We start from the raw sequence: 16,796 nt of genomic DNA, 5'->3' as shown, positions 1-16,796 counted from the left end.
TTGATATTGAGATATTTTATTCTTAATACGTGTTCCTAGTTTGATTTTTAGCTGAGTGCATAAAGGCCATATTTATATTTCATGATCAATTATTTTAGAGGGAGTATATTGTTATTATGGGTGATTAATATGATAGAAAGTATTATTTATGATTTTAATTGGACTCTTATTATAGCAATATTTAGCTGTTTTATTTCGGTAGTAAGCTTGTACAATAGTTGGAGATCTCGTACAAACAATGAAAAGTTTTGGCTGAAAGAACAGTATTATAAATCACTTAGTGAAGCAGTAAAGATAGAGTCTAGCTATGACAATATATTTCCTGATGAAAATAGAAGTTTGATTATGATTCATAATAAATCTGATTTTAAAGTATATGATGTTATTGTCCTTCAAGGCTTGAATAATATGGATATATTTAATGGGCAATGCACTTCAAAAGCTTGCTATGTTAGGGAGATATGTGGGCAGTGCCGAGAATACTTTACGATGCAATATCGAGGGCTAGGAATGTCTAAATTTTTAGTGGTTGGCGTATTTTTTAGAGATTTTCAAGGAAATGAATGGTATAGAGATAGTTATGGAATAACGAAGGTGGGGGACGGTTATAAAGAAAAACTTTCTAAATTGAAGTTAATAACTCCACCATATCCTTATAAAATAGATAATCGATGATTGCGTTTAAGAATTTTAAATTGAAATTATAATTTATGTATTTAAGCTATAAAATAAAGTAGCTGTCATTAGGAAAGTCTAATGACAGCTACTTTTGTAGGCAAGCTACTCTTTAAGAAACAGATATCTGTAAGGGGCTAGCCCTTGTCTATATCTATATTATAAATGGGCTTTACTCAAACGTCAATTCGGCTTTGTGAATTTAGAAATAATCTCCTGATCAAGTCGATCTAATGTAGATGTAGATAACATTAATTGGTATAAAGGGTGTGATTTATACTGAGGAGAAATAATTCGTGCTTTACTAATAGTCGTGATATCTTCTACTTTTAAAAAGCTAGACTGTAAAAGCTTAGGGGAGGATTTGTAAAAGTTATCAAATTTTTTTAGTGATATTAGTATTTGTTTTAGAGTATTTCGTAATTCAATATCTTCATCTGATAAATATGTCATGGCATGATTGATGAAGTTAGTACAATTAGGAAGTATTGTATCATATGCTCCTATAGCTGGTGAAATTGCTGTAAAGCCTCTAGTCTGTAATTCGGGATATATCATTCTAAATGGTTTCCAAAAGTTAGAGCGTTCTTTATCTCTAATTATAGTTTCTAAGTTATCTGCGAGTTCGTAACTGATGGATAATTGATGGGGATGGTATTTAGATGTTATTGGAACTACTGTTACTTTAGGATTGTTTTTGGGACTATTATTTAGTGCTACACAATAATGTTTATATCTGAATTCACTTAGAACATTATACCCAAAATTAACATAAAGAATTTGACCGCGTTTTATATTTGGAAGCTTTGTTTCACAATTTTTGTTTTCTAGAGGAATAAAATCAAGATATGTATTTATCCAATCGTCGAGTTTTTTAAAATGCACATGTGAATTTCGGGAGATGGAATCTAACTTCTGAACTATACTTTGAATAGACATATTCATCACCTATTTTATAGTTTGAAAATAGTATTAAGGATATTATATTGTTATAGTAGCGGATTATTTATCACATTTCAATATGTATTTAAAATCTTTTGCGGGTACTAATTTATGATACTGGTGTTATTCCTAAAAATTATACTTTTGAATATAAAGGGAAAGTAAGATGAGTATATTAAATACAAGATAAAAGAGAGTCTTCTTATTATTAAGTTATAATTATAATCAATAGATACACTCGTATTAAATAGATATATGATGAAAATTGTATATCTATTTATAGTTAATAGATATCACTGGTTCGATTCCGGTTAGGCGCACCAGTATAGAAGGGGCTGTAACAGAATGCGGTAAAACCGCATTCTGTTACAGCCCCTTTTTTATCCTATACTTTTATTATAAGTATTTCTTAATAATGATATAATTAAGATACATATTAAGACATTTATTAAGACATTTATTAAGATATGTATTACATATAAGTAGCAGTGTATAGTGGAGAGTGTATATGAGCTTTTACAATTGGATTCAAGAAAAACTGTTTGATGATTACGAAGAATGGCGTTTGAAGTGCCCTGATTATAATCGAAATGGTTTTAATATAGTAGGAATAGATAATATTCTAAAGGCTATGCATGATGGATTTTTCATGTATATAGAATTGTATCCACCTCATGCCATCGATGGCTGCACTGCGATGAAAGCGCGTGTAGGAAAAACACCAGATGCAGTAGATATATTCTTAGACATAGATGGTAAGACGTATCGTATGGCTGATGTAAGTTATCCTGATGCGGTGAAGATGATGCGGGCTTTTGTGAAAAAACGTAGAGTACCTGATTGTAGTTTGTGTGTAGAAGTAGCGTATCTAGATATCGATCAGATGCAATCTACATTTACAGAGTTAGCAACGTTGTTGCTAGGCGATGCTAAACAAGCCAACTCTTTTATGACTAAGGCAAAGTTAAACTCCATGGAAGACTTAGAAGATAGCTGGTGGAACCTCTATGAGAAACTGCAGTCTAAAGGTTGTGCTGTAGAGTTATCTTTGAAAATTGAATTAGAGGATTTTCTTTATCATGTGCAGAAGTTAATCCATAATAAAAATCTATGTACTGGCGAAAATTTAACTGGAGATATGTCTATTGATACGGACGCATTTGATGCGGGTCAATGTATTATGGACTGGTGCGCACATCTTAATTCCACTTGGAAAAACCATAAGTTAGTAGGCATGGACATCGGCACAGATAGTTTGGTGCTCATGGTACTTTCAAATGAGGAATTCAAAACAGCCCAAGAACTAGCAAAAGAGCTGTTACATAGAATCGATGTAGCTGAATGCTTGTGATACAACAGAACATTTTAATGTTATAGAAGCAATTATACTATGGCATCATCTATAAAGGATGGAGTTCTAAACTGTAAATAGTTTGTACCGTAAAATGTGATGAATAGGAGAGAGTCATATGAGTATTGTACGTCTACCAGAATATGAAGCAGAGTTTGAAGCGGAAGAGTTTGAAATCTATGCATTGCCGCGCAGTGATGCGAATGGAGCTAGTCCTTATTTAGAGAAGTACCATAGACCACTAGTGTCTACCGATGCTATCTTAGATACTCGAACTGGCGTGCTTGACCGTAGCGAAGGCATTTTGACGTGGATTATTGAAGGTTTTGACACTGGTTGGGGGTATTCTTTTGAGCCCCATGGTGTTTACAAATTGTTAGTTAAGAAAGCAAAACCTATAGAGGACTTGGGCTACATGCGCCCTTCTTGGAATAATCGCTATTATGTGCTTGAGGTGTTAGAGGAACATGCTAAACATAGCGAGCTAGAGGCGTTGTCGGCGTATTTGAAAACTCCTAAATACCTTCATACCGACAAGGGTGACTTCCTGTTAAATCGAGAGTATCAATATTACACAGCGAGAATTGATGATTATGCATTCACCCTTGATGTGGATGAGGGCTCTGATGAAAGCTGCACCGTAGCATTGGCTGCTTTCAATACAATCGATAATTTCAAAGCATTTGAACAACGAATTAGTACCTATATTAGTGAAAAATTGCTAGACCTTGCTAATGATTGGCTCGACAATGATGACCAAGATCCGATTACATCAGACGTATTTACCAAGCGTATTATGATGGGCGAATTGGCGTTTCGCAACGATGGCACTATAGAGGTCTATTATGACGACGATGATATTTTCTGGGGGCACTGTATCATAGTCCATATTGATGCGGATGGGAACCCTATTGATGCAGATATTGCAGGATAATCAATTAATGGAGAGTCCTAATGAGAAAATCGGAATTAATGACATTATGGAATGTTGAAAGCTGGTCTGAAGAACCTTATGGTGTTTACTTTGTATCTCGCCGATTGGGTACTAATCGTTTAGAGAATGTAGGACAAGCCTTTAAAAAACTTAATATTAGTTGTACCGGTTATACTGAAGATGATGTACTTTCACTATCAATATGGGAGCAATTATATGTTCAATTAGATGAATTAGACCAACTGGCGAAGAGGCTCATACAAAAGGGAATACCGCAAGAAGAGTCTGTTGTACTAACGCTAACGGATATAATGCTGGATAAATCAGGTTGTTACGATGCATTTGCACTAGGCTATGATGTGGGAGAATCCCCAGCAGGACATCTATATGTTTTGGTTCCTTTTGATGAAAACTTTACGGCTCAACAAGATGTGATATACGAAACCTTATAGAGTTGTTTTAAAGTGGTGATACTGGTGTTGTATTCTATCTAAAAATATAAGTGATATGCAGGAGAGAGACTATGGAAGATATGTATAAATTAGTCAAAGATTTCTTTAGTCATGATATGGATTTAGATGATTTATTTGATTCCGAAGCTATCATCTGGATTGACTGGCGCGAGGATGACGAAGGTGTGGTGAACTATTTTAATGACATGATGGATGAGCCTATCGACATTCAAACCGTTAGCAATGGAAAGCAGTATGGTGACGATATTGTACTACAAAAGGGCAATAAAAAATTGCTAATTCCCTACGGTGATGAGAAAGACCGGGATGTGACTATCAAATATTTCAACGACTTCGTTAAACCTGATTATGAGGTGCGCTGGTTTGCTGAAAGCCTTGGCGATGATACGCTCGGATTTACCGTGCTTTCAGGGACAGAATGGCTAAAGCTAGAAGATGAGTTTGGTGCAGATATAGTTTGTTATTATTTTGTACCTATTGATTTAGAAAGCAACATGTTTAATCTCAGTATGAGCGAGGTTTCTGCGTTGTTAGAATTACGAGAAAATAAGAGATGAAATAGAGAGAATAGACGAATCTATAAGAGGTAACAATATGGATTATTTAAAAATATTACATGAAGATTCTAACTTGGCAGCAGATTTTGATGCACTATTTGATTTCTTTCTGCTTGATGAACCTACAAAACGTGATGAGGTAGAGGGGCGATGTACCTTTTCCGTGGATGGAGTAGCCTTTGCTCGTGATGGTGCAGGCGGTGAATATCATCAACTAGAGGATGGATCAATTGGATATATGAGTAGCGAAGGTGAATACGGTCGCATAGCTGAAAGTATAGACGATTTAATTTATTTATTGGTGTATAGCATTTGCTGGCATGACTATTGTGACTCTAGCCAATATACGGATGTAGGAATTCTTGAATCGTATGCTAAGGAGCGATATGCTCAAATTACATCCTATACAGATATGGATAAATGGGAATATGTTGTTAAGGTGCTAGGAATGCCTTCCGAAGCAAACTTGGCTGCTGTACTGCAAAAGTTTTACGATGCGGTACATCGAGAACCTGTATATCAAGGATTTTAACCATGAAGAAGATGGTAGTGTTACGCCTTATGAAAATCTGTTCTTTTAATATTCAAATCAAATATAAGGATTACATATAATGAATACAGTGACTCAAAGATATATAGAAACTGTGCAGATCAGTGATATACCGTGGCATCGGTTAACTACATCTTACGGGCGTGCTACAGATTTTCCTAGGGCGCTAGATACTTTATGGGCGATGGAGAGTATTGATGCGGTTGATGAGGCTGGTAAGGAGCTCGCCTTAAATATTGAACATCAATCGACTTTATGGCATTCTACGCCGTTTGCATTAATTTTTTTATTGCGTACTTTCAAAAAAGCCGTTGAAGAACAACGTCACAATGAAGTGGCTCGTTATTTAGCTGAAGCATTAGTAGAGTTATTTATTGTCATTGTTGAAAGTATTAGAGATGGTCTTGTGCTGGAACACGCGGATCCATTACCAAACTTTGTGGATATGCTCAACGAAGAATACCTTTGGTCTGAAGAATATGATGAAGACGAAGATATGATTCGGTATGAGGAAGATGAGGTGTTTCCGGATGACCTATACTTTAGCTTTTACTACTATTCCCTTCAAGTACTTTTACTATGTAAACCATTGTTAGACAAAACGAAAGAACGTGAGGCTGTGTTGTTAGAATTGCTTACAGCAGTAGATTGTTAACATTGCTTGTAGGTGAAAGGGGATAAGATATTTACGTCACAGTACATTGACAAATAAGATGACGAATATATTAAGTGTTTACGGAGGTTTTTACGGAGGTTATAGAGTATGGGACTCATTGCAAATTATAGCTATTTAAGTGATGAAAATTTAAAAGAACTTAAGTCATTAGGCTCATCAGAGGAGGATATTATTGATAGCGTTGAAGACTGGTCTGAGGAGGATGTATTGCTCGATATCGACAAGATGTGGGATGTCCTTCATTTCGTGCTTACCGGTGTGGGAACTGAACATAGGATTGACGATAACCCACTTAGCCAAGCGGTGCTTGGTGTGACGCCTATAGAGGACATATCTGAATATATGGCCTATACGGAACATTCCCAAATAGCTGATATCGTGACGGCTCTGGACGAATTTGACATTGAACAAGCACTAGAAACCTTCGATATGATGGCGTGCAAAGAAGCAGAGTTATATCCAAATATTTGGGACTATGATGATGAGAAGGACGAAATTATAGAGGAAATTCTTGATTATTTTGAACACATGAAAGGGTTTTATAAAAAAGTACTAGCATCGAATGGGAATGTGCTGATTACGATTTATTAATCATTAAACTTTTTACGTGATATGCAGCAATTGCGTTTCTCAACTCATAAAATTACCAAAGTTGAAGTATGGCTCTTTAATAGGATGCCCAGAATTATATACATAATAAATTTTTATATACTGCCGGCGATATTAGCGATTTTGTCTAAGAAGCGCCGGCGTTTTTTATCTGAGCTGTTTTCTGTGCCCGCCAACTGGGTATGTGTAACCGGTTTGATGCCGCAGGATTTCAGAATCTGATTTTTTAATATCTTGCCATAGTCCTGGATAAACGGCGTCAAAAAGGCGGGAGTGTTGTGGGTTGTGATAATCCAGGCCGATTTTCCTTGTAAATGACCTATAAGGCCTCTTTTACCGTATGAATAGGCAAAGCCCGCTGTAAATACGCAATCAATAAAGCCTTTGAGCATTGCGGGCATACCGCTCCACCAAATTGGGTAGATAAAGATGATATGGTCCGCCCAAGTAACTAAATTACGATATTTTTCCATGTCTGGCACAGTGCTTAAATCTCGACGTTTGTGCGTATCATCAAATCGCAATATAGGATCGAATTGCTCCTCATATAAATCCAAGGTGTTCACATTGTGATCCTTTGAAAGATTCTGTTGCACTACTTTCAGAATAGCGCTATTAAAACTTTGATGATTAGGATAGGTGTAAATGATTAAAACGTTCATGGCTAGTTCCTTTCTGATTAATCATCGTTGTTTGAGGGAATCTGGATAATAAAATGGTATCTATATTAAGTTAAAGTCTAGTGAAGAGTATTTATTCTGAAAGTAAATGGCGATAGAATTTGCTAAGGATATATTGTTCATTTCTTCTATTTGCAGGTGTTACCATAAAGGTATATAGTATAGACATGTGATGGATATAGTCACATGTCTATTTTTTATAAGGAGGACGCTATGCAACACGTTCAACCCCGCAGTACTACGTCCGCGTTAGTACTCACAGCCGTATTGATTGCCCTCGCAACATTGTTTACCATGTACACGAAAATCCCAGTACCTGGCATTCGCGGCTATTTCAATGTAGGAGATGTCGTTATTATGACGTCAGCTCTATTATTAGGTCGAAAATATGGCGCCTATATTGGTGCTATCGGTCCGGCGCTAGCTGATTTATTCCTCGGCTATGCAGTCTTTGTACCCATCACCTTCGTGGTGAAAGGCATTGAAGGCTATCTTGTCGGTACTGTCTATAACAATAAGACAACTACCTCTGCCTTGGTAGCAACTATCGTAGGCGGTATTGTTATCGTAGCCGGTTACTTTATCGCCGAATACTTTGTATTCGACCCGGGCGTAGCCATTGCCAGTATTTTAACTAATACTATTCAAGCTGTTATGAGCGTTATTATTAGCATGATACTCTATGCGATTTTGCGTAAACGACTTGGATAGTAAATTGACAGTCTTTAGAATTCAGACTATACTATAAGTACAAAAGAGCCAATTAACGTGTTCTAGGCGTTAGGCTCATCAAAGAAATTGTGAATTTGATAAACCTAACGTGTCTAAGTATTGCCGTACTTAGTCTTAAACGTTAGGTTTATCTTATTTTATAATCAATATATTGATTATTTCTTAAGAATTAACACTACGAGGGTAGCGAATAAAATCATTAATGATAATGCTTCGTATACAGTCATAATGTCACCTCCCTCAAAAGACGGAGATGAACCCAACTCACGTTAATGGCTCTTTCGTTATTAGTATATAGCAGAAAATATTGATTGAAAAATATGGATTAATTTCGTACAACTTGTACACAAATAAAAGGGAGACTCTATCAAGAGTCTCCCTTTATTAGTTATAAATAGACTAATATTTATTAATAGATTTTTATTGCATAGAACATAAGTTCGGTTTATAATAAACGTAAGATAGTCGAACGAGGTTGGGACACCCTTTTTCTTTGAAGGGGGTGAAAGCCTATGAATGCTTATGAAGTCATTATGATTGTCCTCGGGATTTTAACTGTCGTTATTTCCTTTGGCGCATTGATAGTGCTGATTTGTCGTAATAACGATAAATAGCCCTTCGTTACCAACTGGTAGCTGAAAACGAAAGGCCATTTCTGCATGTTTTATAATGTTTTGGGATGAGCCTGACGGAACCACTCGTCGACTATCTCTTTATTACATTATAATGAAATTGGCGTATATCGTCAATCTGGATGCGTCGTGTAATGTACATAATATAATAATGCTGTTGAGAGGGTCCGTAGGGATCCTCTATTTTTGTTGCCGTCGCTCCTTAATTATAGTACGTTTCGCTCTTCAAAGACTGCTTTCACCGTAAACAGTGCATTCAGCACGCGTGGAAATCCCGCATAGGGGATGCAGTGGGTGCAGACCTCTACGATTTGCTCGGGCGCGATACCGACGTTGAGTGCCGCGTTGGTATGTACTTTCAGCTGAGCCTCGCAACCGCCCAGCGTTAACAGGGACGCGAGCGTAATCAGTTCCCGTTCCTTGAAATTCAGGTTGGGGCGCATGTAGATATCACCGAACAGTTCGACCAATAAATCAGCGATGGCCGGTGAAATCTCTTGAATTGTGTTATACACCTCCTCCCCGTGCAGCCCGTCAATTTGTTTCAATGTGTTCATACCGATGTTAAAACGTGTTTCTTTCATAATTATTACCTCCGTCTAGACGTATGATATATGCTCGAGTATACTTGAGGTCAAGGTGGTGAAAGTATGAAAATCGGTGAATTTTCAAAATTGGTAGGGCTGTCTATTTCTACATTGCGATATTATGAGGATCAAGGGTTCCTTCACATCGAGCGACAGAACGGCATTCGCAATTACCATGCGAAGGATGTAGGCTTTGTGCAGTTTATTAAACGTCTGAAAGACATGGGAATGCCGCTTGCTAATATCAAGCGATATGCGGACTTGAGGTATGCCGGATCTCATACGGCCCGTGAAAGAATGGCACTGTTGCAGGAACACTATCGGTTTATTGAGGCCGAAATCAAACGATTGGAAGACTATATGAATAATCTTGAAGATAAGTTGGATTTGTATGAAACTTTAGTAAAGAAAAATGAGATTGAGTAGGTTTTTATTGTGGACATTATATAGCCATCGTATCAATATGGAGCTAATGGTCATCATATCAATATAGAGCTCGGTTTCTAAGGTATGGTATAATACTTTCATTATGTAGTGAAAAAAGGAGATCTAAATGGCAAATTTACCTAACTGCCCTAAGTGTGGCGATGAGTACACATATGAAGACGGTCATATGTTTATCTGCCCTATGTGTGGCAACGAATGGACAGCGGCCGATGCGCAAGCTGCAGCTGAAGCGGGTATCATTCGCGATGCTAACGGCAATGAGCTCGCTGATGGCGATACAGTGGTTGTTGTAAAAGACCTCAAAGTAAAAGGAGCGGGCGTATTGAAACAAGGTACGCGTGTAAAAAATATTCGCCTTATCACCGATGCAAGCGATGGTCACGATATCGATTGTAAAATTGATGGCTTCGGTGCGATGGCATTGAAATCTGAAATGGTTAAGAAAATCTAATCTAAGGAATCCCTACCGATAAAAATTCGGTAGGGATTTTTTCGTGGTATAATCAACTTATAATGCATATAGTAAGAGAGTTTTTAGATGAGAGGAAACTATGTTTAACCGTGTTATTTTATTGGCCTTATTAGTATCTATGATGAGTCCTATTAGTTCTCTAGCTGCAGATGTAAAGCCTGCGGACAAGCGTAATTATGAATTGCAACAACAGATTTCTTATAACGTAATCATTCCACCAGAGGCTTTTGAAACGAGTGCAGACGGAACATTAATTGTTCCTATAGAGATAAAGACGGACGATAAGGGCAATATTGTAGCTGTTGAAGCGGGTCCTAATAATTGGAAGCTAGATCGTGAAGCGTATCCAATTTTTGAGGAGGCTGCTAAAGAGGCGGCTTGGAATACTAAGCATGTTGATACTGATGAAGCGCTCGTTGTAACGATTCCCGTTAGTATTGTCATGTTATCTGATAACAATCTAAAGAAATGATAAAGGAGGACTTATGGAGGCTACAAAAGATTTAGAGAGATATACTTACGAGCTTCTCGCTGAACGGGGTGTCACAATAGAGGACATTGCAGAGCTTGTTTTTTATGTACAAAAACCATATATGCCGAATTTAAAACTTGAAGAGTGTAGAGATAGCGTGGCGTCTGTACTATCTAAACGGGAGGTACATAATGCAATTATTACGGGCATAGAGCTTGATAAGTTGACAGAGCAAAATAAATTATCTCAGCCATTGCAACGTATTGTTGCTAATGATGAAAGCCTATATGGTATTGATGAAATTTTAGCTTTTTCCATCGTTAATTTGTATGGATCTATTGGCTTTACAAATTATGGCTATTTAGATAAGGTGAAGCCAGGTATTATCAAAAAACTAGATAGCGAAGAAGGGGGACGCTGTAATACATTCCTCGATGATTTGGTAGGTGCTGTAGCGGCAGCAGCGGCAGGGAAACTGGCACATAATGAACCAAATCGCGTGCAACATGCTATAGTAGAAGAATAGAAGTCCGTCATATATCTACTTGTTGATAAAGTATGAGGTGGGCTTCGATGACTCATTGATAACACTTTCACAACAATTTGATGACACTTTCACAACAACTTGATAATAATTTATAGAGTTGGTAGATACTATTGATGTTATAAAGAATAAAGAGTATAAATAATATTGATTGGAAATAAGTACTTTGTTTTGTAGCTATATACAGGAGGAGCTATGCAAAAGGTTCTGGTAGTAATCGATATGCAAAATGATTTTGTAGATGGTGCACTTGGTTCATCGCAAGCACAGTTAATCGTAGATAATGTGCGTAAGAAAATTGAAAGCTTTGATGGTCCTATTATCTTTACTCGTGATACGCATGATAGAGATTACTTGGAACACCAAGAAGGAAAGCTTTTACCAGTGCCTCACTGCGTTAAAAATACCGAGGGCTGGCATATTGTGGATGGCTTGATTGAGGCTGCAGAAGGTCGATCAATTATGAGTCCTGTATCCTTTGTAGATAAACCAAACTTTGCCTCTTTTGAGTTGCTTACACGGTTAGAGGGCATGGATAGGGTAAATCCTATTGAGTCTATTACGCTCATCGGCTTATGTACAGATATTTGCGTTGTGTCCAATGCGATTATGCTGAAAGCAGGCTTGCCAGAGATTCCTATTCATATTGATTCGAGTTGCTGTGCTGGTGTAACAGAGGAGTCCCATCAAGCGGCATTAACAACGATGAAAATGTGTCAGTGTATCATTGACTAACTTGTGAATCAAATTTATATAAAACTATATGTGATTGCTGATCAAAAGTCATATAACAATTAACTAATTAAAGGCTGTAGGAGTTCCTATGGCCTTTTATGTTAGTCTTTTATATTGACGTTTTTCTATATAATGTGTACAATTAGATAAAGAATGATAATTCATATCAATTTGTTAGCTAAAATATTATATCCTAACTTCTGGTTACGTTAGGATAATCAGTCTCTTCTTGAAGTATATATGCTATGCTAGTAGATTGATTCTATATTACCGATGCAGGTGCATCGAATCGCTTTCACAAGAACGATGATACGAAATAGTTAGCATTGTTCTATGCCCTAAATTTAAGGAGGACTACTATGAAACCTTTCGAACTCGCACCATTACCGTATGCGTATGATTACCTTGAACCTGTTATCGATACTGAAACAATGAAATTGCATCATGACAAGCATCATCAAGCCTATGTTAATAATTTAAACGCTGCTATCGCAAAATACCCTGATCTTCCGTATGGCTGTGTAGACTGTATTCTCGGCGATATTGCTAATGTGCCTGAAGATATCCGTCAAGCAGTTATCAACAATGGTGGCGGTCACAAGAACCACACCATGTTCTGGGACATCATGACAAAACCAGATACTTCTAAATTGCAAGGTCCTTTGAAAGAGGCTATCGATGCTGAACTTGGTGGCTACGATGCTTTTGTTGAAAGCTTCTCTACTGCGGCAGCTACACGTTTTGGCTCTGGTTGGGCTTGGCTTGTAGTTAACAAAGATGGCAAGCTAGAAGTGACATCCTCTGCGAACCAAGATAATCCTTTATTGGAAGGTAAAAAAGCAATTCTATGCTTAGATGTTTGGGAACATGCATACTATTTGCACTACCAAAACCGTCGCCCAGACTATATCAAGGAATTCTTCCGCGTTATTAACTGGGACAAAGTTTCTGAAAACTACGAAAAAGCATTGAAACCACATCATGATTAAGTGGTACACTTGTTAGAAACAGAAACAGAAACAGAAACAGAAACAGAAACAGAAACAGAAACAGAAACAGTAATAGTAATAGACAAGTAATTTAAATATATAACGGATAGTTGATGTGTCTCCCTTCATGTATGAGCTGGGATGGATAATCATCTATCCGTTATTTTTATCTTTTTTTACTGTTTTCGAGCGTATAAGCGTATAATTTATTTTATTGGTAAAGAGTTACTATTGGTAAAGCGTTACATGATATTTTGAAAATTTTTGAATTACTTTCAAAAGTATTGCCACGGATACAGATTTTCTAATCGATATCGTTTATCATAGATTCATAGGTCATTATATATAGACCTTTCACAGTAAATAGATAGCCTTATATGCGAGATTTTTACGTATAGGGGCTCATTAATATTAGTAAGTATTTTATAAAGATTTTGACATGAGGGGCTCAAAATGGAAAAGAAATTAGATCTATCCAAATCTGTATATGATTTGGTAAAAGAATATCCTGAAGTAGCAGATATTATGAAAGAATTAGGGTTCAGCGAAATCACAAACAAGGTGATGTTGAACTCTGTTGGTAAAATCATGACCATCCCGAAAGGGGCTAAGATGAAAGGCGTATCCATGATCGATATCGTGGGCGCTTTCATGAAAGCTGGCTTTACCTTAGAAGGTGAAATGCCAAATCTATCTGGTGATGATGCGGAAACTGCGGGTCATCCTGGCGTAGCGCCTACTGCAACGGCTACAAAGTCTAATGTTACGGATACATCTGCTAACGTAGCATCTAGTACAGTTGTAGCAAATGCAGTAGAAAACAGTGAACCAGTATCTACTACAGCGACAGCTAATACTGATGAAGATTCCGAAACTAAGGCTGAAGATACAGTTCAAGATAGCGAACGAGTAGAGCAGCTCAAAGGCTTCTTGAAACGTTTAGGCACAGGTGAAGACCTTGGTGCGGTTCGTGAAGACTTTGCTAGTCAATTCGCCCATGTTGAGGCTAGTGAAATCATGAAAGCTGAACAAGGCCTTATGCGTGAAGGCACACCACTAGCAGAGGTTCAACAATTATGTGACCTTCACTCTGCCTTGTTCCACGGCTCCACTATCCATGAACAAATGGAGTCAGAACATGCTAAGGTTGAGGCTGTGTTAGAGGCTCAAGAGAAGAGCAAAAGTGTGGTGTCCTTGATTGAAACTGTAGGACATCCACTCCATCAATTAACAGAAGAAAACAAGGCTCTTGATGCGTTAATTGAATCCATTCGACCTAAGGTGGCGGATAAAACGGCAACTGTTGATGATGTAAATGCAGTGCGTCAAGTATCTGTTCACTATGCTAAGAAGGGTGACCTTTTGTATCCGCATTTGAAAGTAGCCTATGATATTTCTGGTCCATCTATGGTCATGTGGACTGTTGATGGTGATATTCGGGACCAACTAGGTGATTTAGCTAAGTCTAGCCAAAGCGTAGATGATTGGTATAGACGTTTTGATGAGCTTCTTACACGTGCACAAGAAATGATCTATAAAGAACAAAATATTTTGTTCCCAATCTGTGCAGAAAACTTCAGCACTGAAGAGTGGTACCAAATCTACAAAGATACAGCACAGTATGAAGAAATTTTTGGGGTAAAACGCACTGCTTGGCCAGAGGCTGAAACCGCATTAGCAACACAAACAACAAAAGCAAGTGGCGATGATAATACCATTGCTCTAATCGGTGGTAGCTTGACTGTGGATCAATTGAATGCCATGCTTAATACAATGCCAATGGAAGTCACCTTCGTTGATCACGAAGACATTAACCGTTACTTCAACGATGGTGAAAAGGTCTTTAAACGCCCTACGACAGCTATCGGTCGCGATGTGTATTCCTGCCATCCGCCAAAGGTAGAACCAATCGTACGTGGTATCATTGATTCCTTCCGTAAAGGTGATCGCGATAATGTAGCAGTATGGCTTGAAAAACAAGGTCGTCCGTTCTATGTCAATTACATGGCTGTTCGTGATCAAAACAATAACTATATTGGTACATTGGAACTCGTACAAGACATGCAATTTGCAAAAGATCATTTCGCTAGAACTAAATAAGACCCTATATATGTGGTAACCTGAATAGGTAACATATATGAGACATATATAGAAAAGTAAGACATGTATAGAAAAGAGGCTGCTCTACACGATTTGATGGTAGAGCAGCCTTTTTGCATACCTTATAGTTTACCGCACATACATCCCTGTATGTACTAAGGTTGTGTAGGGGATAGTATGATTAAATACAATTATTATGCTTAATATGGCTGATATATTAAATATTTCTAATAATGCTGTGGGTAGCGCTTTTTATATTTTCTAGGCTTGTAGCTAAGTTAAGACGTACAAAGGTTGCGTAGCTTTCACCTCCGAACCATTCGCCAAAGCTTGGTGCGAGGCGGCATTTGTTTTCGAATAGGTCGTGCATATCTTCGGGCTTTACATAGGCACTAAAGTCAATCCACGCTAAATAGGTGCCATCCATAGGGCTGATGCGGATTTTTGGTAATGCCGTACAAAGCTCTCGGCATAGATATTCATAGTTTTCACGAACCATGGCCAGTACATCTGTTAACCATGCTTCGGCCTCTGGGTGAGTGTAGGCTGCTGTGATGGCAGTTTCGGCAATAACGTCTGAGTCCGTATGGTATACATGAGCTTTATAGGCGTTGAATTGGCTTCGTAGCTTTTCGTTAGGAATGATAACCTCTGCGTGGTGCAAGCTAGCCATATTGAATGACTTGGACAAGGAGGACATGGCAATCATGTTATCTGCATAGGCTCCGTTCTTTACGGTTAAGGCTGATGTAAAGGCTGTTGGTCCTGTGATGAGATCTTGATGGATTTCATCACTTATGATGAGCACATTATGCTGTTGGCAGATACTAAATAATCGGTCCATCTCCTCTTCCGTCCACACATGCCCCACAGGATTGTGTGGGTTGCAGTGAATGAACAGCTTCACATCATGTTCGGTGATAGCCTTTTCAAATGCATCGTAATCCACGGTGTAGCGATTATCTTTGTTACGCATCATGGGAACCGCGATGATTTGACGTTGTGCATCGCTGGCGCTCGTATCAAAGGCGCCGTATACAGGACTTAGAACGGCGATGGAATCGTTTGGTTTTGTGAAAGCCCCAATACACCACATAATACCAGTAATTACATTGGGGGCGCTTGTAAGCCATTCTTCTTGAAGCTTACAATGGTGACGGCGTTTATACCAGCTTATAACAGCCTCTATATAATTTGGATTTGTCATAGTATAACCTAACGGATTGGCTTTCACATAGTTACAGATGGCATTTTGGATGCACTGAGGTGGCATAAAGTCCATATCTGCCACCCATAATGGTAATAGGTCGGTGCGACTGAATTTTAAATGCTCACCGTCCCATTTTCGGGAATGAGAACCGCGGCGGTCTATATAGTATTTGCTAGTGAATTCTGCTGTGTTCATAAGAAACCTCATATAAGGATATACCTTGGCTTTTATATCTTTAATTCTTATATGTATGTATATATTCAATTACGAAATAGATATTTCTATTCTGTAAGGTGTATCTCTAATTCTTATTACTGTATCTATTATCAGTATACATGCATCCTATTATATGTAAATGGACTTGTATAAAATCTATGCAATCCTTGCATGAATAGGGGCTATATTCGTATACAAAAGGTGCTATATTTG

General features: G+C 37.8%; 20 protein-coding genes and 1 pseudogene. 16 read left to right on the top strand and 5 right to left on the bottom strand.

Going from position 1 to position 16,796, the window contains the following annotated elements:
- Positions 1-129: 129 nt before the first annotated feature.
- Positions 130-675 carry a hypothetical protein gene (locus E7B10_RS03705; protein ID WP_149026229.1) on the top strand — a complete coding sequence of 182 codons (546 nt, stop codon included), beginning with the start codon at positions 130-132 and terminating at the stop codon, positions 673-675.
- A 183-nt stretch (positions 676-858) separates the two neighbouring features.
- Here the strand turns inward: E7B10_RS03705 and E7B10_RS03700 are convergent, their stop codons facing one another.
- Positions 859-1,614, bottom strand: coding sequence for a type II toxin-antitoxin system PemK/MazF family toxin (locus tag E7B10_RS03700; RefSeq protein WP_024062611.1), 756 nt, complete (start codon positions 1,612-1,614; stop codon positions 859-861).
- A 511-nt stretch (positions 1,615-2,125) separates the two neighbouring features.
- Between E7B10_RS03700 and E7B10_RS03695 the strand changes: the two genes are divergently transcribed.
- The 7 genes and pseudogenes from E7B10_RS03695 (at position 2,126) to E7B10_RS03665 (ending at position 6,749) form a co-directional block, all read left to right on the top strand.
- Positions 2,126-2,968 (top strand): DUF6630 family protein, encoded by an 843-nt coding sequence (locus tag E7B10_RS03695; protein WP_024062612.1) that lies wholly within the window; start codon positions 2,126-2,128, stop codon positions 2,966-2,968.
- A gap of 118 nt (positions 2,969-3,086) precedes the next feature.
- Positions 3,087-3,902, top strand: coding sequence for a DUF2262 domain-containing protein (locus E7B10_RS03690; protein WP_316055498.1), 816 nt, complete (start codon positions 3,087-3,089; stop codon positions 3,900-3,902).
- 20 nt (positions 3,903-3,922) lie between these two features.
- Complete coding sequence (locus tag E7B10_RS03685) at positions 3,923-4,354, top strand: hypothetical protein (protein ID WP_021148738.1); 432 nt, start codon at positions 3,923-3,925, stop codon at positions 4,352-4,354.
- 71 nt (positions 4,355-4,425) lie between these two features.
- Positions 4,426-4,932: a hypothetical protein gene (locus tag E7B10_RS03680; RefSeq protein WP_039965197.1), complete on the top strand. Its 507-nt coding sequence runs from the start codon at positions 4,426-4,428 to the stop codon at positions 4,930-4,932.
- 37 nt (positions 4,933-4,969) lie between these two features.
- A pseudogene (locus tag E7B10_RS03675) lies at positions 4,970-5,513 on the top strand (hypothetical protein).
- Between the two features lie 30 nt (positions 5,514-5,543).
- Complete coding sequence (locus tag E7B10_RS03670; protein ID WP_278606552.1) at positions 5,544-6,137, top strand: hypothetical protein; 594 nt, start codon at positions 5,544-5,546, stop codon at positions 6,135-6,137.
- 108 nt (positions 6,138-6,245) lie between these two features.
- Entirely contained in the window at positions 6,246-6,749 is a 504-nt protein-coding gene (locus E7B10_RS03665; RefSeq protein WP_024062871.1) for a YfbM family protein, read from the top strand.
- 113 nt (positions 6,750-6,862) lie between these two features.
- Here the strand turns inward: E7B10_RS03665 and E7B10_RS03660 are convergent, their stop codons facing one another.
- Positions 6,863-7,429 (bottom strand): NAD(P)H-dependent oxidoreductase, encoded by a 567-nt coding sequence (locus tag E7B10_RS03660; protein WP_287510782.1) that lies wholly within the window; start codon positions 7,427-7,429, stop codon positions 6,863-6,865.
- A gap of 231 nt (positions 7,430-7,660) precedes the next feature.
- Between E7B10_RS03660 and E7B10_RS03655 the strand changes: the two genes are divergently transcribed.
- Positions 7,661-8,158 (top strand): ECF transporter S component, encoded by a 498-nt coding sequence (locus E7B10_RS03655; protein WP_316055497.1) that lies wholly within the window; start codon positions 7,661-7,663, stop codon positions 8,156-8,158.
- A 176-nt stretch (positions 8,159-8,334) separates the two neighbouring features.
- Here E7B10_RS03655 and E7B10_RS09560 read toward each other — a convergent pair whose 3' ends face one another.
- Both E7B10_RS09560 and E7B10_RS03650 read right to left on the bottom strand, forming a co-directional pair.
- Positions 8,335-8,406: a putative holin-like toxin gene (locus E7B10_RS09560; RefSeq protein ID WP_219565824.1), complete on the bottom strand. Its 72-nt coding sequence runs from the start codon at positions 8,404-8,406 to the stop codon at positions 8,335-8,337.
- 611 nt (positions 8,407-9,017) lie between these two features.
- On the bottom strand, positions 9,018-9,395 hold the full coding sequence (locus tag E7B10_RS03650; protein ID WP_123138184.1) for a carboxymuconolactone decarboxylase family protein: 378 nt from the start codon (positions 9,393-9,395) through the stop codon (positions 9,018-9,020).
- Positions 9,396-9,461: 66 nt separating this feature from the next.
- Here E7B10_RS03650 and E7B10_RS03645 point away from each other — a divergent pair, with 66 nt between their 5' ends.
- From E7B10_RS03645 to E7B10_RS03615, 7 genes are all read left to right on the top strand, one after another.
- Complete coding sequence (locus E7B10_RS03645) at positions 9,462-9,824, top strand: MerR family transcriptional regulator (RefSeq protein WP_316055496.1); 363 nt, start codon at positions 9,462-9,464, stop codon at positions 9,822-9,824.
- Between the two features lie 127 nt (positions 9,825-9,951).
- Complete coding sequence (locus E7B10_RS03640) at positions 9,952-10,296, top strand: zinc ribbon domain-containing protein YjdM (protein ID WP_004698208.1); 345 nt, start codon at positions 9,952-9,954, stop codon at positions 10,294-10,296.
- A gap of 100 nt (positions 10,297-10,396) precedes the next feature.
- Positions 10,397-10,789 carry a hypothetical protein gene (locus E7B10_RS03635; protein WP_004698148.1) on the top strand — a complete coding sequence of 131 codons (393 nt, stop codon included), beginning with the start codon at positions 10,397-10,399 and terminating at the stop codon, positions 10,787-10,789.
- A gap of 13 nt (positions 10,790-10,802) precedes the next feature.
- Entirely contained in the window at positions 10,803-11,315 is a 513-nt protein-coding gene (locus E7B10_RS03630; protein ID WP_004698229.1) for a phosphatidylglycerophosphatase A, read from the top strand.
- 213 nt (positions 11,316-11,528) lie between these two features.
- A complete protein-coding gene (locus E7B10_RS03625) occupies positions 11,529-12,068 on the top strand; it encodes a cysteine hydrolase family protein (protein WP_004698113.1) in 540 nt (179 codons plus the stop codon).
- Between the two features lie 359 nt (positions 12,069-12,427).
- Positions 12,428-13,057, top strand: a complete 630-nt coding sequence (locus E7B10_RS03620) for a superoxide dismutase (RefSeq protein WP_004698210.1) — start codon at positions 12,428-12,430, stop codon at positions 13,055-13,057.
- A 453-nt stretch (positions 13,058-13,510) separates the two neighbouring features.
- Positions 13,511-15,157, top strand: coding sequence for a DUF438 domain-containing protein (locus tag E7B10_RS03615; RefSeq protein WP_004698264.1), 1,647 nt, complete (start codon positions 13,511-13,513; stop codon positions 15,155-15,157).
- 217 nt (positions 15,158-15,374) lie between these two features.
- Here the strand turns inward: E7B10_RS03615 and E7B10_RS03610 are convergent, their stop codons facing one another.
- On the bottom strand, positions 15,375-16,562 hold the full coding sequence (locus tag E7B10_RS03610) for a MalY/PatB family protein (protein WP_004698128.1): 1,188 nt from the start codon (positions 16,560-16,562) through the stop codon (positions 15,375-15,377).
- Positions 16,563-16,796 lie beyond the last annotated feature (234 nt).

The sequence above is a fragment of the Veillonella sp. genome (assembly GCF_032470285.1).
GTDB lineage: Bacteria > Bacillota > Negativicutes > Veillonellales > Veillonellaceae > Veillonella.
The sequence above is the reverse complement of the archived record's forward strand: the minus strand, read 5'-3'. Positions and strand labels throughout refer to the sequence as shown.

Excerpts from the sequence above, each read along its gene's own strand:
- E7B10_RS03665 (WP_024062871.1), top strand. The coding sequence starts at position 6,246 with ATGGGACTCATTGCAAATTATAGCTATTTAAGTGATGAAAATTTAAAA.
- E7B10_RS03680 (WP_039965197.1), top strand. The coding sequence starts at position 4,426 with ATGGAAGATATGTATAAATTAGTCAAAGATTTCTTTAGTCATGATATG.
- E7B10_RS03670 (WP_278606552.1), top strand. The coding sequence starts at position 5,544 with ATGAATACAGTGACTCAAAGATATATAGAAACTGTGCAGATCAGTGAT.
- E7B10_RS03660 (WP_287510782.1), bottom strand. The coding sequence starts at position 7,429 with ATGAACGTTTTAATCATTTACACCTATCCTAATCATCAAAGTTTTAAT.
- E7B10_RS03645 (WP_316055496.1), top strand. The coding sequence starts at position 9,462 with ATGAAAATCGGTGAATTTTCAAAATTGGTAGGGCTGTCTATTTCTACA.
- E7B10_RS03705 (WP_149026229.1), top strand. The coding sequence starts at position 130 with ATGATAGAAAGTATTATTTATGATTTTAATTGGACTCTTATTATAGCA.
- E7B10_RS03655 (WP_316055497.1), top strand. The coding sequence starts at position 7,661 with ATGCAACACGTTCAACCCCGCAGTACTACGTCCGCGTTAGTACTCACA.
- E7B10_RS03640 (WP_004698208.1), top strand. The coding sequence starts at position 9,952 with ATGGCAAATTTACCTAACTGCCCTAAGTGTGGCGATGAGTACACATAT.
- E7B10_RS03700 (WP_024062611.1), bottom strand. The coding sequence starts at position 1,614 with ATGTCTATTCAAAGTATAGTTCAGAAGTTAGATTCCATCTCCCGAAAT.
- E7B10_RS03620 (WP_004698210.1), top strand. The coding sequence starts at position 12,428 with ATGAAACCTTTCGAACTCGCACCATTACCGTATGCGTATGATTACCTT.
- E7B10_RS03685 (WP_021148738.1), top strand. The coding sequence starts at position 3,923 with ATGAGAAAATCGGAATTAATGACATTATGGAATGTTGAAAGCTGGTCT.
- E7B10_RS03635 (WP_004698148.1), top strand. The coding sequence starts at position 10,397 with ATGTTTAACCGTGTTATTTTATTGGCCTTATTAGTATCTATGATGAGT.
- E7B10_RS03610 (WP_004698128.1), bottom strand. The coding sequence starts at position 16,562 with ATGAACACAGCAGAATTCACTAGCAAATACTATATAGACCGCCGCGGT.
- E7B10_RS03615 (WP_004698264.1), top strand. The coding sequence starts at position 13,511 with ATGGAAAAGAAATTAGATCTATCCAAATCTGTATATGATTTGGTAAAA.
- E7B10_RS03630 (WP_004698229.1), top strand. The coding sequence starts at position 10,803 with ATGGAGGCTACAAAAGATTTAGAGAGATATACTTACGAGCTTCTCGCT.
- E7B10_RS03695 (WP_024062612.1), top strand. The coding sequence starts at position 2,126 with ATGAGCTTTTACAATTGGATTCAAGAAAAACTGTTTGATGATTACGAA.
- E7B10_RS03625 (WP_004698113.1), top strand. The coding sequence starts at position 11,529 with ATGCAAAAGGTTCTGGTAGTAATCGATATGCAAAATGATTTTGTAGAT.
- E7B10_RS03690 (WP_316055498.1), top strand. The coding sequence starts at position 3,087 with ATGAGTATTGTACGTCTACCAGAATATGAAGCAGAGTTTGAAGCGGAA.
- E7B10_RS03650 (WP_123138184.1), bottom strand. The coding sequence starts at position 9,395 with ATGAAAGAAACACGTTTTAACATCGGTATGAACACATTGAAACAAATT.